Genomic DNA, 13,610 nt, shown 5'->3' with positions numbered 1-13,610 from the left:
CGTGGCCGGCAGGAATTGACCGGCGCCCTCCAATGCCTTCGGCAATTCCTGCCCGCTGTAATCGCGGACCTCGGTTGCATTTGCGCGCGGCCGTTCACACAGCGTTAACCGCGCTTCCTAACTTCGCCTCCACACCGTTCCCGTAAACCAACGGATGTTTTTGGGGCCAAGAATTGATCCTGACGTGTGCACGGCAACGATCCAGCATGATGACGAGATTCGGCAGCCGCCTCTTTGACCAGGCCTTCGTGCGCAGCGGACCGATCCGCTGGCTGGTCGTGGGCGGCACGCTGCTGATCGCGGCCATCGCCGTCGGCTCTGTCCTGATGGCGCAGAATTTCCGCGAGCGGGCGCTGCGCAACTCCAGCCGCGAGCTGGAAAACACCGTGCTGCTGCTCACCCATCATTTCGATCAGCAATTGCAGGACTTCGCGGTCATCCAGAAGGATTTCGTCGACCACGTCCGCACGACCGGAATCACGACCGTCGAGGACTATCGCAAGCGCCTTTCGGGCCAGGACATCCACCGGATGCTGCGCTCGAAGATCGAGGCGCTGCCCTACATCGGGGGCGTCAACATCATCGATGCCGAAGGCAATCTGATCAATTCGTCGTCGGCATGGCCGGCTCCGAAGGTGAGCGTTGCCGATCGCGCCTATTTTCGCACCTTCAAGGATGATCCCAATTCGCCGGATGTCCTGATCGAGCCGCTGCACAGTCGCATCTCCGGCGCCTGGACCGTCCTGATCGTGCGCAAGATCGTCGGGCCGAACGGCGAGTTCCTTGGCACCGTTGGACGCGGCATCGAGCCCGCCAATTTCGAGAAATTCTTCGCATCCGTCGCGCTCGGTGAGGGTGCGACGATCTCGATGCTGCATCGCGACGGGACGCTGCTCGCCCGCTATCCCCACTCCAGCGAATTGATGGGGCGGAATTTCAAGTCTGGTCCGGTGCAGCATCAGAGGGTTTTCGACCTCGATCACTTCGCCGGCCGTTTCACGAGCCCGGTGGACGGAGAAGACCGGCTGATCTCCTCGCGCGCGTTGCCCCATTTCCCGATCCTGATGATGGCCACCACGACGCGCGCCTCCGCCCTGACGGACTGGCGCGAGCAGATCGGCATGCTGATCTCGATCGCCGCCTCTTCCGCACTCGCCATCGCAGGCTTGCTGATCGCGATCGTGCGCAAGCTGCTGGAGCAGCACCGCCTCTCGCGGGAACGGCTGACGCTGGAAAAGCAGCGGCTCGATCGCGCCGTCAACAACATGACGCAGGGACTCTTGCTGTTCGACGCCGAGCAGCGGCTGGTGGTCTGCAACCAGCGCTATCTCGAAATGTACGGATTGTCGGCCGAGATCGTGAAGCCCGGCTCGAGCTTCCACGACATCATCGCCCATCGCAAGGCGACCGGCTCGTTCACGGGCGACGTCAACGACTATGTCGTGCGCGTGCTGAAGGGCGTCCATACGCGCAATTCCATGGTGGTCGACACCTCCGACGGCCGCTCGATCCACATCCTCAACGAGCCGCTCACGGACGGTGGCTGGGTGGCAACCCATGAGGACATCACCGAGCGCCGCCGGATCGAGGAGCGCATCACCCACCTCGCCCATTACGACGCGCTGACCGACCTGCCGAACCGCACCATGTTCCACGAGCATCTGCGCGAAGAGCTGGCCGCGGTCGGCAACGACGAACAGATCGCGGTGCATTACATCGACATCGACGAGTTCAAGGGCGTCAACGACGCGCTCGGCCATCTCGTCGGCGACGAGCTGCTGAAATCGATTGCCGCAAGCCTGCGCCGCTGTGCCGGCCCGGCGGATTTCGTGGCGCGGCTCGGCGGCGACGAGTTCGCCATCGTCCAGAGCGCGGTGGCATCGCTCGACCAGGTCAACGAGCTCGTCGCACGGGTCTTCGCCGCCATCCGCGCGCCGTTCGACTGCATGGGCCACCATCTCACCACCGACGCCAGCATTGGCATTGCGCTCGCGCCGGAACACGGCACGGCGCTCGACCAGGTCCTCAAGAACGCGGACATGGCGATGTACGCCGCCAAGTCCGCCGGACGCCGCACCTATCGCTTCTTCGAGCCGGAGATGGATGCCAAGGTCCGCGAGCGCCGGCAGCTCGAGAGCGACCTGCGCCACGCCATCGCCCAAGGGGGGCGCGACGGCGGCCTCGAGGTCTATTACCAGCCCTGCCTCAGCCTGAAGGACGATCGCATCACCGGCTGCGAGGCGTTGGTGCGCTGGCGCCATCCCGCGCGCGGCATGGTCTCGCCGGCAGAGTTCATCCCGATCGCCGAAGATACCGGCCTGATCAACGAGATCGGCGAATGGGTGCTGGCGACCGCCTGCCGGGACGCTGCGAACTGGCCCGACGATATCCGCCTCGCCGTCAACGTCTCGCCGGTGCAGTTCAAGAGCGGCACGCTGGCACTGAAGATCATGGCGGCGCTCGCTGCTTCCAACCTGCCGGCGAGCCGGCTCGAGCTCGAGATCACCGAGGCGGTGCTGATCCGCGACGACGACACGGCGCTGGCGATCCTGCATCAGCTGCGCGCCATCGGCGTGCGCATCGCGCTCGACGATTTCGGCACCGGCTACTCGTCGCTGAGCTATTTGCACCGTTTCCCGTTCGACAAGATCAAGATCGACCGCTGCTTCGTCGACGACATCGCCGGCCCCGACGGCTCGGCCAGCATCGTCCAGGCCGTCGTCAATCTCGCGGCCGCGCGCCGCATGACCACCACGGCCGAGGGCGTCGAGACCGAGGAGCAGCAGCGTCTGCTCCGCGCGCTCGGCTGTTCCGAGATGCAAGGCTATCTGTTCAGCGCCGCGAAGCCCGCCGACAAGGTGCTGGAGCTGTTCGCGCTGCATCGCAGCCGGCTCGCCCAGCGCGGCGGCGCGAAAGCCCGCCGCCGCGAGGCGAGTTAGGTCCGCTGCAGACACCGCTAAGGTCCCAAACGAAATCGCCCGGGAGCGGTCGTCCACTCCCGGGCGATATCGATGTCTCGACGTCGTAAGCCTAGTTCGGCACCGCCGCCTTCGACGCGGGCTTTGCGGCTACTGCATTCGCGCTCACGCCGTGCAGGAAGTCGTACGCGGCATGCAGGGCCTTGTCGTCCTCCTCCTTCGGCGGAACGTAGGACTGCGATCCGGTCTGCTCGCCGCCCTCGCCGGCTGAGAGATGCCCGCGCATCTGGGACTCCGCCATGGTGTCCATGCGGCCCTTCAGCTCCGGCGGCACGTCCTGCAGGATCTCTATGTCGGGAGCGATGCCCTGGGCCTGGATCGAGCGGCCCGACGGGGTGTAGTAGCGCGCCGTGGTCAGCGCCAGCGCGCCATTGCCGGCACCGAGCGGAATGACCGTCTGCACCGACCCCTTGCCGAACGAGCGCGTGCCGATGATGGTCGCGCGCTTGTGGTCGTGCAGCGCGCCGGCCACGATTTCGGAAGCCGAGGCCGAGCCGCCATTGACCAGAACCACCAGCGGCTTGCCCTTGGTGAGGTCGCCGCCATGCGCAGTGAAGCGCTGGGTCTCTTCCGGACTGCGGCCGCGGGTCGAGACGACCTCGCCGCGCTGGAGGAAGGCGCTCGACACCGACACGGCCTGGTCGAGCAGTCCACCCGGATTGTTGCGCAGGTCCATCACGTAGCCGGTGAGCTTCTCCTGCGGCACCTGCTTGGAGATCGCGGCGATCGCCTTCTTCAGGCCGTCGGTGGTCTGCTCGTTGAACGAGGTGACGCGGATATAACCGATGTCGCCGTTCTCCACGTGGAAGCGCACCGGGCGCACATGGATGATCTCGCGCGTGATCGCGACGTCGAGCGGCGCGTCCGCGCCCTTGCGCACGATGGTGAGCTTGGTCTTGGTATCGACCGGGCCCTTCATCTTGTTGACGGCCTGCTCGAGCGTCATGCCCTGCACGGCCTCGCCGTCGATCTTGCTGATGAGGTCGCCGGACATCAGGCCTGCCTTCGAGGCGGGCGTATCGTCGATCGGCGAAACGACCTTGACGAGGCCGTCTTCCATCGTGACCTCGATGCCGAGGCCGCCGAACTCGCCGGAGGTGGTCTCCTGCATCTCGGTCCAGGCCTTAGCGTTCATGTAGCGCGAATGCGGGTCGAGCGAGGTCACCATGCCCGTGATCGCGCCTTCGATCATCTTGGCGTTGTCGGGCTTCTCGACATAGCTCGCCTTGACGCGCTCGAACACCGTGCCGAACAGGTTGAGCTGGGAATAGGCATTGTCCGCGCTCGCTGCCGCCCGTGCCGCCCATACACCACCGTGCGGGCTGGCGACCAGAAGGGTGAGACACGCTCCGGTGAGCGCGCCCAGAGGGAACAGCAGGGTTTTCCGCATGGATGGGCTTGCCTTTTTGCTTGGCGGTTCGCTTGAGCTTGCTTGGGCTCGTCTCTCGAGACTTGGGAAGCAGACTTGGGAGGCGCCATGCAATTGGCGATCCAGTCCACTTCTCACAATACCATTCTGGTTTCTTCAAGGCCGGGACGCACCGCCGACCGGTACACCGCAGAAATCGCTTCGTTCGGACCTAAACTTTTGGCAACGTTGCAGGACTGGCCCGCCCCCAAAGGTACCTAAAGGGGCGATCGGTGCGCCCGTCCACGCCGCGCAGCCATGCCATTTTAGGATGGTTTTGGAGCGCTGGACGGGTTAGGCGATGACACAAGGCTTCAAATTCTCGGGAGGATAACAATGAACGAAGCACCCCGGATCCGGCCGGAACGGAACGTCGAGCTCGGCGCCAGCAACGAGCCGTTCCAGAACCTGCACGAATTCATTCGGAAAGCGCGGGCCAACCTCAACCAGAACGCCTGGGACTACATCGTGGGCGCCGCCGAGACCGAAACCACGATGCGCCGCAACCGCATGGCGCTGGACGAGATCGCCTTCCGCCCGCGCGTGCTGCGCGACGTCCGCAAGGTCGACGGCTCGGTTCAGCAGTTCGGCCGCAGGATGCGCCTGCCGGTGGTGCTCGCCCCCGTCGGTGCGCTCGAGATCTTCGATCCGGATGGCGCGGCGAGCGTCGCGCGCGCTGCCGGCACCTTCGGTGCAGCGCACATGCTGAGCTCGGTGTCCGAGCCCGGCCTGGAGCAGACCGCCGAAGCCGCACCCGATGCGCTGCGGCTCTATCAGCTCTATGTCCGCGGCGACGACGCCTTTGTCGCCGATGTCGTCAGCCGGGCCGAGAAGAGCGCCTATGCCGCCTTCTGCCTGACCGTCGATACCGCCCATTACAGCCGTCGTGAGCGTGACATCGCCAAGCGCTACGTTCGCGAAAGCCGCCTGCGTGCCACCGGCGGCGATTTCCAGAAGGGCCTTGAGTGGCGGACCGTGAAGATGATCAAGGACAAGTTCAGGATTCCGCTGATCCTGAAGGGCATCGCCACCGCCGAGGACGCCCTGATCGCGGTCGATCATGGCGTCGAATGGATCTACGTCTCCAACCATGGCGGCCGCCAGCTCGACCACGGCCGCGGCGCCATGCATGTGCTGCCCGAGATCGTCGAGGCCGTGAAGGGCCGCGCCAAGATCATGGTCGATGGCGGTGTCTGTCGCGGCACCGACATCGTCAAGGCGATCGCGGCGGGCGCGGACATGGTCGGGATCGGCCGGCTGCAATGCTGGGCGCTGGCGGCGGCTGGCGAGGCCGGCGTCGCGCGGATGCTGGAGCTGCTGGAGGACGAAGTGCTGCGCTGCCTCGGCCTTTTGGGCGCCACGTCATTTGCCGAGGTCGACAAATCCTGCCTGCATCCGGCGACCGCCACCAACGCGCCGAGCGTCTTCAGCGCATTCCCGCTATTCGACCACGATCCCTATCGATACTGAGTGAAAGGATGCAAGTGAACTCGCTTTCTCCCGGCAGCGCGGATGCGCTGCTGTTCGATCTCGGGCGCGTGGTGCTCGACATCGACTTCTCCAAGGCGATCGCCTGCTGGGCGGGACATGCCGGCTGCCAGCCCGAGGCCATCGTCGCGCGCTATGTGCGTGACGAGGCTTACCGGCTGCACGAGGTCGGCAGGATCAGCGACGAGGACTATTTCGCCTCGCTGCGTGCTTCGCTCGGCATCGGCATTTCGGACGCCCAGTTCCTGGAAGGCTGGAACGCGATCTTCGCCGGCGAGATGCCTGACATCGCCGAGCTGCTGCCGCGCGCGGCGAAGCAGATGCCGCTCTACGCCTTCTCCAACACCAACCGGCCGCATGTCGACTATTTCTCGAAGGAATACTGCGAACTGCTCGGCCATTTCCGCGCGCTATATCTGTCGTCCAGCATCGGCCTGCGCAAACCGGATGCGGAAGCCTTCGACCATGTCGTCGCCGCCATCGGCGTGCCCGCAAGACGTATCGTTTTCTTCGACGATCTCGCCGAGAATGTTGAAGGCGCGCGGTCGCGCGGGCTGACAGCGGTGCATGTGACGTCGCCGCGCGACGTCGGGAACGCCTTGAAGGCATTGGGCATCTGACGATCTCCGCGCAGCGGGAGACGCCAACGTCGCCCAAGTCTTCCGGAACCAATTTTGCCCAAAATGAGGAACCAGAGCGCTTTGTGCATTTTTGTACGGAGTTCCGGGAACGGAATGGCCCCTTACGGACTCTTGAGTCCGTTGGGACTTCTACACCGGACTTATGCACGTGCTGGGCAAAACCTATCTCACCAAGCAAGCCTCTCTCCTGCTTGAATTCGCAAGAACCACCTCGGATTCTGACCTTTCCGCCAAGCTGATCAGCAAGGCCGCCGACCTGAAATCCCAGGCCGATCCGCTGCCCGACAAGGATCAAGGGCCGAAGGCTCCCGACGTCGCGCTGGACGCCGGGCCGGACCGGCCGAGCGGGAGTTGAGCGATGCTGGCTGTGGCGCTCGTCATTCTCGTCCTCGCCATGGCCACCCTCCTGCCGATCGGTCTCGTTCTCTGGATCATGCCACGCCAAGCCTGAGCCTGCCTTCCATTCTGGGCCGGAAGCGGCAGGATAAATCCTGCCCGCTCCGCCATTTTGCCTCTGCCCCCGCGCTCGGCTAGAAGACTGTCGGAACATTTCATCCGAACGTGCCGAGCAGGAGTTTCGCCCGTGGCCTTGATGCCGGTTTCCGACGCCCTTGCTGCGGTGCTGGCGGGTGCAGAGCCGCTGCCCCCAGAGATGGTTTCACTCGACGAAGCCTACCATCGCGTGCTCGCGCAGGACGTCGCTGCGCGGCGCACCCAGCCGCCCCAGGCGATGTCGGCGATGGACGGCTATGCCGTGCGTGCAGCCGACGCGGCAACAATCGATTCCAGGCTGACCATGATCGGTGAGGTCGCAGCGGGCCGTCCGTTCACGGGAAAGGTCGGCGCCGGCGAAGCCGTGCGAATCTTCACCGGCGGCGTCGTTCCGGACGGCGCGGATGCGGTCGTGATCCAGGAGGACACGATCGCCGAAGGCAAGCACATAACGATCAAGGAAGCCGCGATCGTGGGTCGGCACATCCGCCCCGCCGGCGTCGATTTCCGCGAGGGCGACGTTCTCCTGCGCAAGGGAACCCGTCTGACGGAGCGCGATCTCGCCCTCGCCGCCGGAATGAACCACCCGCAGCTCGCCGTTTGCCGCCGTCCGAAGGTCGCGATTCTCGCCACCGGCGACGAACTGGTGATGCCGGGCTCAACGCCCGGGCACGGCCAGATCGTCTATTCCAACGGCTATGCCCTGCACGCGCTCGCCCGCAGCGAAGGCGCCGAGACCATCGACCTCGGTGTCGCCGCCGATACGCTGGAGGCCACCACCGCCGGCGTCCGCCGCGCGCGCGAAAGCGGCGCCGACATCCTGGTCACGACCGGAGGCGCATCGGTCGGCGACCACGATCTGGTCCAGCAGGCGCTCAAGGACGAAGGCATCGCGATGGCGTTCTGGAAGATCGCGATGCGGCCCGGCAAGCCGATGATGCACGGACGGTTAGGGGCAATGGGCGTCATCGGCCTGCCCGGCAATCCCGTGTCGTCCTACGTCTGCGCCTTCCTGTTCATGTTGCCGCTGATTCGCGCGCTGTCAGGCCGTTCGGTGATTCATCATCATCGCGAGCGCGTCGTGCTGGGCCGCGATCTCGGCGCCAACGACCAGCGCGAGGATTATCTGCGCGCGCGCCTGGAAATGCGCGACGACGGCACGCTCGTTGCCCTTCCCGTCAGCCATCAGGACTCCTCTCTGCTTGCGAATCTTGCTGCAGCACAGGTACTTCTCGTGCGCGCACCGTTTGCGCCGAAGGCCGAGGCCGACAGCCCCTGCGAGGTGCTGCGGCTCCCCGTCTGAACTGCGCCGCCACACGCATTCCGTGAGTTTCGTTCTGTTCACGGTAAATTAAGCAGTTGCGGAACACATATCGAACATATAGTGTCCGTTCATGATTTGTTTCGAGATGTAGCGGCTTATCGCTGAACTCATCGTCTCGGAATCGAACGACATCAACCGGGGGACTTTGTTCGAGATGTTAACGCGCAAACAATACGAGCTTCTGCGGTTCATCAGCGAGCGCTTGAAGGAAAGCGGCGTGCCGCCGTCCTTCGACGAGATGAAGGATGCGCTCGACCTACGCTCGAAGTCAGGTATCCACCGCCTGATCACCGCGCTCGAGGAGCGCGGCTTCATCCGCCGCCTGCCCAACCGCGCCCGGGCCATCGAAGTGATCAAGCTGCCGGAGCTCCAGGCTGCCGCCGGCAACCGACGCGGCTTCACGCCAAGCGTCATCGAGGGCAATCTCGGCAAGCTACGCGCGAGCTCCAGCCCGTCCGCGGACGAGGGCGAGCGACCCGTTGCGGTGCCCGTGATGGGCCGCATCGCGGCCGGTACTCCGATCGAGGCTTTGCAGACCCGCAGCCACACGATCAGCGTGCCGCCCGACATGCTCGGCTCCGGCGAGCATTACGCGCTCGAAGTGCGCGGTGATTCCATGGTCGAGGCCGGCATCCTCGACGGCGACATGGCGCTGATCCAGCGCAACGAGAGCGCCGATACCGGCGACATCGTGGTGGCACTGATCGACGACGAGGAAGCCACGCTCAAGCGCTTCCGCCGCCGCGGCGCCTCGATCGCGCTGGAGCCCGCCAATGCCGCTTATGAGGTGCGCATCCTGCCGCCGAACCGCGTGAAGATTCAGGGCAAGCTGATCGGGCTTTACCGCAAGTACTGATACCGGAAGTACTCGATACCGAAGTCTTTAGCGCCTCGCGCGCGCCTTCGATCGGCCTCGCCGATCAGAGATTGGAGCGGATAACGGTCCGCTCCGGCTGGATAGTCTTTCTGGTATCGCACAGATTGTCCGGCCCCTCCTCCTTGCGCGACATCCTCGGCAGGCCGCGCGACGCAACATCGCTTCGCGGCCTTTCGAGTTCGAGGGGGACGGCCCAAATGCGCAGCTCGTTTGAGTGCAACCGCAGCAACGCTGATCGCAACATCAGCATCGCAAGCCGTTGCTGCGCAAGCGCATCACTCCGCCGGTCGTTGACAGGCGCGGTTGTCGAGACGCGGCTGCCAAATGCACGGAAGCCGACTTTGTTCCTAACAAATTCGGAAAAGATGGAAAAGATAATGTGATCGGGGCTCGCGGATCCCAGCCGCAGATTTGCCTACAACCGAGCAGACCGTCACGTGCTTCCACTCTGGTAGGGGCCTGCGCCTCCGAAAGAGGTGCGGGTCGCTATCTCTGCATTGAGGAGCACCCGATGTGTGACTACAGCCTGCATGCCGTCGCGACGCGCCCCGCAGAAGTCGGCGAGACGATCGTTACGACAACATTCCGCGGCACCTCGACGCGCGGCTTCGCCTCCGAAGCCGATCTCTCCGTCGCGGTCTGCCTGCTGCCGGGGACGGAGCTCGCCTTCGCCGACGACGTCCGTTACGACAACCGCTGGATCTGGACGCGCACCGTCAACTCCCGCGTCGGCAAGTTCGGCAAGATCGATCCGCACATTCCCGATCGCCATCATGACGCGATCGAATTCCCGGACGGCAAATCCGTGCTGGTGACGCAACTGGTCGAAGGCCAGCGCGCAACCGTGCTGCAACTGCCGGTGACCCAGCCGATCGGCGAGCGCGAGCACAAGCCGCAGATCATCGCCGACAGTCGCCCGACGGTCACACGACTGCCGATCGGCTGACGCCCTCCGCCCGATAGGCCGAGGGCAAGGATTGAAATGCCGTCGCCGGCCGAGGCCGGCGAGCCCGGTGGGTTTTTGTTTCATGAAATTCGATCGGCGAGCGCCGCCGCCTCGCCTCGTCGCCGCACGAAGTTTGAGCCGTGCTGCCTGAATTTTGAACGTCCGCTCCGCAGCCAAATGACCGATGCTGTCGTGGTTTGAGGCGGCGGACACGCTCGATGAAAACCTTCATTCGCGTCGTTGAACTCTGGGTGCCTGACCGGACGCGCATGCGGCTGGAATTCGGCGGCGGCCTCTACGATGAAGGGCTGTCCGCGTTCAAGGCCGTCAGCGAAGAGCTGCACTTCGGATATGACGAGGGGCTTCCAGGCAAGGCCTGGGCCTGCGGCCATCCCGTCATCCTCACGAAATTCGCCAACTCCTATTTCAAGCGAACCGATCAGGCCGTCGCGGCCGGCCTCACCTGCGGCGTGGCGGTGCCGCTGTTTGCAGGCGAATTCCTGCAAGCCGTGATGGTGCTGTTCTGCGGCGACGACGAGGCGCATGTCGGCGCGATCGAGCTCTGGCACAACGATCCTGATCTCTCCCACGAGATGGGCCTCGTCGACGGCTATTACGGCGCGGCGGACATGTTCGAATTCAACTCCCGCCACACCAGGTTTCCTCGCGGCTTCGGCCTGCTCGGACGCACCTGGAAGGCGGGCCTGCCGCTGATCATCAAGGACCTGCACGACGCCAAGAGCTTCCTGCGCTGGGAGGACGCCGCCAAGGTCGGGATCAATCTGGGGGTCGGCGTACCCTACCGAACCGGCACCGACCAGACCTGGGTTTTGACATTCGTCTCGGCGCAGGCAACGCCGATTGCGCGACGCTTCGAGATCTGGGTCCCGAACGAGGCCCGTTCGGCACTGGTCTTTCGCGCCGGCGATTGCAGCGCGCAGACCGACCTTGCCGCACGCTATGCGGACAAATCCATCGCCCGAGGCGAAGGCAGCATCGGCGGCGCCTGGGCCACCGGCATGCCCGCGCTCAACGACGATCTCACCCATGACGGCTCGATCGCCGGGTCCGAGGCCTGCGCAGCCGGGCTGAACCGGATGGTGGCCCTGCCAGTCATCGGCAACGCAAGGCTCGAGGCCGTGCTGGCCTGGTATCTGTAATCGATCGCGTCAATCGTCGGCCTGCAAGTCGGTCTCCGATGGCGTTGCGTCGCGGCTGCGGGGAGCCGCCTTCGGCACAAGGCTGCCGTCGAAATCACCTTCGCCGACACCAGCCGGTGACCACGGGCGGTTCGTGCCGCTCGCCCTCACCGCCTGAACCGAAAAGCCGTCGCCGCGCTGCGTCAATGCCAGCGCGCCCTGGCGAGCGAGGCGCTGCCGATCCACCACCATCGCGGCACAATCCGGCGGCGCGGGCCGCGACGTCACCACCAGCGCGGCGCGGCTGCAATCCTCCGCCAACGCGTCGATGCGCGAGGCCAGCGCGACCAGCCGTCCGTCGGCGAGCGGTGTCACGCAGCCGGACTCGTCGCACGATATGCCGCTCGCCAGCGCGCTACTGCCGGCATCGCGCGGATCGGCGTCGGCAGACAACCACTCCTTCAGCAGGAAATTGTCCTTGCCTGCCCTGATCAGATGCAAACGCCCGTCCGCGCCCCGCACCGCGACGCTCGCGCCGTCCCCGGCGATCAGGATATCGGGCTGCCGCACCGAAAGCCCCCAGCCGATGGAAACCAGCAGCACCACGGCACCGCCCCAGCGCAGGGGCGTGCGCAACAGGCCCATCACGATGACCCCCAGGCTCGCTGCGATCAGCGGCGCGATGCCGAAGGCCGGGATGCGGCCGACCGCGCCCGGCAGTGCCGCCACCCAGCGCGAGACCGCGACCATCCAGTCGATCCCGATCCCCATCAGCCACCAGAACACGCCGTCGAGCCCGAACGGCGCTGCGAGCAGGCCCAACAGCCCCGCCGGCATTACCAGCGCAGAGACCACCGGCATCGCGCCGAGGTTGGCGAGCACGCCGTAGGGCGTGACGCGGTGGAAGTGGAAGGCGGCGTAGGGCGTGGTCGCAAGCCCTGCGATCAGCGAGGCCAGGAACAGCATCGCGATCTCGCGGCCGCCCCACAGCGCGATCCGCGCTGTCGCCGAATGATCGGGGGACGCAAACAGGTTCGGCATGCCGATCTGCACCAGCGCAACAAGTCCGAGCGTCGCGGCGAACGACATCTGAAAACTCGGATGCACCAGCGCCTCCGGTGCGACTGCGAGCACGATCAGTGCCGCCACTGCGAGCGTGCGGAAGGTGATGGCGCGGCGATCGACCATCACTGCGATCAGCACCACCGCCGTCATGAAGAACGATCTCTGCGTCGCGACCTCCGCGCCCGACAGCAGCAGATAAAACGCAGCCGCGACCAGCGCTGCGGCCGCCGACCATTTCTTGATGGCAAAGCCGGCCGCAAGTCCCGGGATCAAGGCCAGCAATGCGCGCACCGCGAAGAAGACCACGCCGGCGACGACCGCCATGTGATAGCCGGAGATCGAGAGCACGTGCCCGAGCCCCGAGATGAACATCGCGTCGTTGACCGGCGTGGAAATCGCATCGCGCCGCCCGGTGAGTAGCGCTGTCGCGATCGCGCGGTTATCGCCCTCGAGCGTGGCCCGGATGCGCGCATCGATCGTATCGCGCAGGCCTTGCATGAAGGCGGCATAGCGCAGCCGCAGGCCACCGGCATCGGGCGGGATTGAAGCCGTGATCGCGCCCATCACGAAGCCGGAAGCGCCGATGCCCTGAAAGAACATGTCGCGCGAGAAATCGTAGCTGCCGGGGCGCACCGGCGAGAGCGGCGGCATCAGCCGCGCCTTGAGCTGCACGAAGCTACCGACCTCGGGCGCAGTGCCCTTGCGCACCGACAGGCGGACCCGTTCCAGCTTGACCTCGCTGCGCTGCGCCTCCATCGCGGTGACGCGCAGCACGAAACGATCGGTGCGCTCGCGGATATCGCGGGCCTCGACGAAACCCGACAGCGACACCGAATAGAGCGGCTTGGCCAGCACGGGATGGGCGATGCGCGCCGTCTTCCAGGTCGCCACGGCAAAGCCGGAAGCGACCGCCGCAATCATGATCGCAGGCGCAAAGAGCCGGCTCCGCCGCAACAGGATCGCGCCAAACGTGAGCGCGATCGCCGTCGCGGCAACGACCCACAGCACTGGCTCATGATCGGCGGCAAAATAAAGGGCGATACCGCCGCCAAAGGCGACCGGCACCCACGGCAACAGTCGCCCCGCGCCGGCCTCGGCGCGGGCCCATTCACGCAGCGTCTCGACGATTGCCGGCCAGGCTCCAAAGCCCGCGGGGGCAAAGCCGCCAGCCGGTGCAGCACGGCCGACCGGCCACGTCCCGGCAACTCCCTGGGAGCGTATTGGCCGGCCCGGCTCCGCCATATCCCTGCAC

The 13,610-nt window shown here is 65.5% G+C and carries 10 protein-coding genes; 8 read left to right on the top strand and 2 right to left on the bottom strand.

Annotated features, from left to right (window positions below; all coding sequences use genetic code 11):
* Positions 1-206: 206 nt before the first annotated feature.
* On the top strand, positions 207-2,939 hold the full coding sequence (locus GGD61_RS11840; RefSeq protein ID WP_092256990.1) for an EAL domain-containing protein: 2,733 nt from the start codon (positions 207-209) through the stop codon (positions 2,937-2,939).
* A gap of 91 nt (positions 2,940-3,030) precedes the next feature.
* On the opposite strand, the gene GGD61_RS11835 is transcribed toward GGD61_RS11840, so the two are convergent.
* Positions 3,031-4,368, bottom strand: coding sequence for a S41 family peptidase (locus GGD61_RS11835; RefSeq protein ID WP_018320263.1), 1,338 nt, complete (start codon positions 4,366-4,368; stop codon positions 3,031-3,033).
* A gap of 354 nt (positions 4,369-4,722) precedes the next feature.
* Between GGD61_RS11835 and GGD61_RS11830 the strand changes: the two genes are divergently transcribed.
* The 7 genes from GGD61_RS11830 (at position 4,723) to GGD61_RS11800 (ending at position 11,314) form a co-directional block, all read left to right on the top strand.
* The gene (locus GGD61_RS11830; RefSeq protein WP_092256994.1) at positions 4,723-5,856 is read left to right on the top strand and encodes an alpha-hydroxy acid oxidase; all 1,134 of its coding nucleotides are present in this window, start codon (positions 4,723-4,725) and stop codon (positions 5,854-5,856) included.
* Positions 5,857-5,864: 8 nt separating this feature from the next.
* Positions 5,865-6,494, top strand: coding sequence for an HAD family phosphatase (locus GGD61_RS11825; protein ID WP_177237125.1), 630 nt, complete (start codon positions 5,865-5,867; stop codon positions 6,492-6,494).
* 169 nt (positions 6,495-6,663) lie between these two features.
* A complete protein-coding gene (locus GGD61_RS11820; protein ID WP_049814976.1) occupies positions 6,664-6,870 on the top strand; it encodes a hypothetical protein in 207 nt (68 codons plus the stop codon).
* Between the two features lie 228 nt (positions 6,871-7,098).
* Positions 7,099-8,310 (top strand): gephyrin-like molybdotransferase Glp, encoded by a 1,212-nt coding sequence (gene glp / locus GGD61_RS11815; protein WP_183230738.1) that lies wholly within the window; start codon positions 7,099-7,101, stop codon positions 8,308-8,310.
* 175 nt (positions 8,311-8,485) lie between these two features.
* On the top strand, positions 8,486-9,187 hold the full coding sequence (gene lexA, locus GGD61_RS11810; protein ID WP_026202323.1) for a transcriptional repressor LexA: 702 nt from the start codon (positions 8,486-8,488) through the stop codon (positions 9,185-9,187).
* Positions 9,188-9,719: 532 nt separating this feature from the next.
* Entirely contained in the window at positions 9,720-10,154 is a 435-nt protein-coding gene (locus tag GGD61_RS11805; protein WP_018320255.1) for a hypothetical protein, read from the top strand.
* A gap of 218 nt (positions 10,155-10,372) precedes the next feature.
* Positions 10,373-11,314 (top strand): GAF domain-containing protein, encoded by a 942-nt coding sequence (locus tag GGD61_RS11800; protein WP_092257003.1) that lies wholly within the window; start codon positions 10,373-10,375, stop codon positions 11,312-11,314.
* A 9-nt stretch (positions 11,315-11,323) separates the two neighbouring features.
* Here GGD61_RS11800 and GGD61_RS11795 read toward each other — a convergent pair whose 3' ends face one another.
* A complete protein-coding gene (locus GGD61_RS11795) occupies positions 11,324-13,600 on the bottom strand; it encodes a ComEC/Rec2 family competence protein (RefSeq protein WP_183230737.1) in 2,277 nt (758 codons plus the stop codon).
* Between the last annotated feature and the right edge of the window lie 10 nt (positions 13,601-13,610).

The sequence above is a fragment of the Bradyrhizobium sp. SBR1B genome (assembly GCF_014198205.1).
In the GTDB taxonomy this organism is placed as follows: domain Bacteria; phylum Pseudomonadota; class Alphaproteobacteria; order Rhizobiales; family Xanthobacteraceae; genus Bradyrhizobium.
Note: the sequence above shows the minus strand (reverse complement) of the source record. Positions and strands in the feature narration are given on the sequence as shown.

Coding starts and splice junctions, on each gene's coding strand:
- GGD61_RS11840 (WP_092256990.1), top strand. CDS start 207: ATGATGACGAGATTCGGCAGCCGCCTCTTTGACCAGGCCTTCGTGCGC.
- GGD61_RS11835 (WP_018320263.1), bottom strand. CDS start 4,368: ATGCGGAAAACCCTGCTGTTCCCTCTGGGCGCGCTCACCGGAGCGTGT.
- GGD61_RS11830 (WP_092256994.1), top strand. CDS start 4,723: ATGAACGAAGCACCCCGGATCCGGCCGGAACGGAACGTCGAGCTCGGC.
- GGD61_RS11825 (WP_177237125.1), top strand. CDS start 5,865: ATGCAAGTGAACTCGCTTTCTCCCGGCAGCGCGGATGCGCTGCTGTTC.
- lexA (WP_026202323.1), top strand. CDS start 8,486: ATGTTAACGCGCAAACAATACGAGCTTCTGCGGTTCATCAGCGAGCGC.
- GGD61_RS11805 (WP_018320255.1), top strand. CDS start 9,720: ATGTGTGACTACAGCCTGCATGCCGTCGCGACGCGCCCCGCAGAAGTC.
- GGD61_RS11800 (WP_092257003.1), top strand. CDS start 10,373: ATGAAAACCTTCATTCGCGTCGTTGAACTCTGGGTGCCTGACCGGACG.
- GGD61_RS11795 (WP_183230737.1), bottom strand. CDS start 13,600: ATGGCGGAGCCGGGCCGGCCAATACGCTCCCAGGGAGTTGCCGGGACG.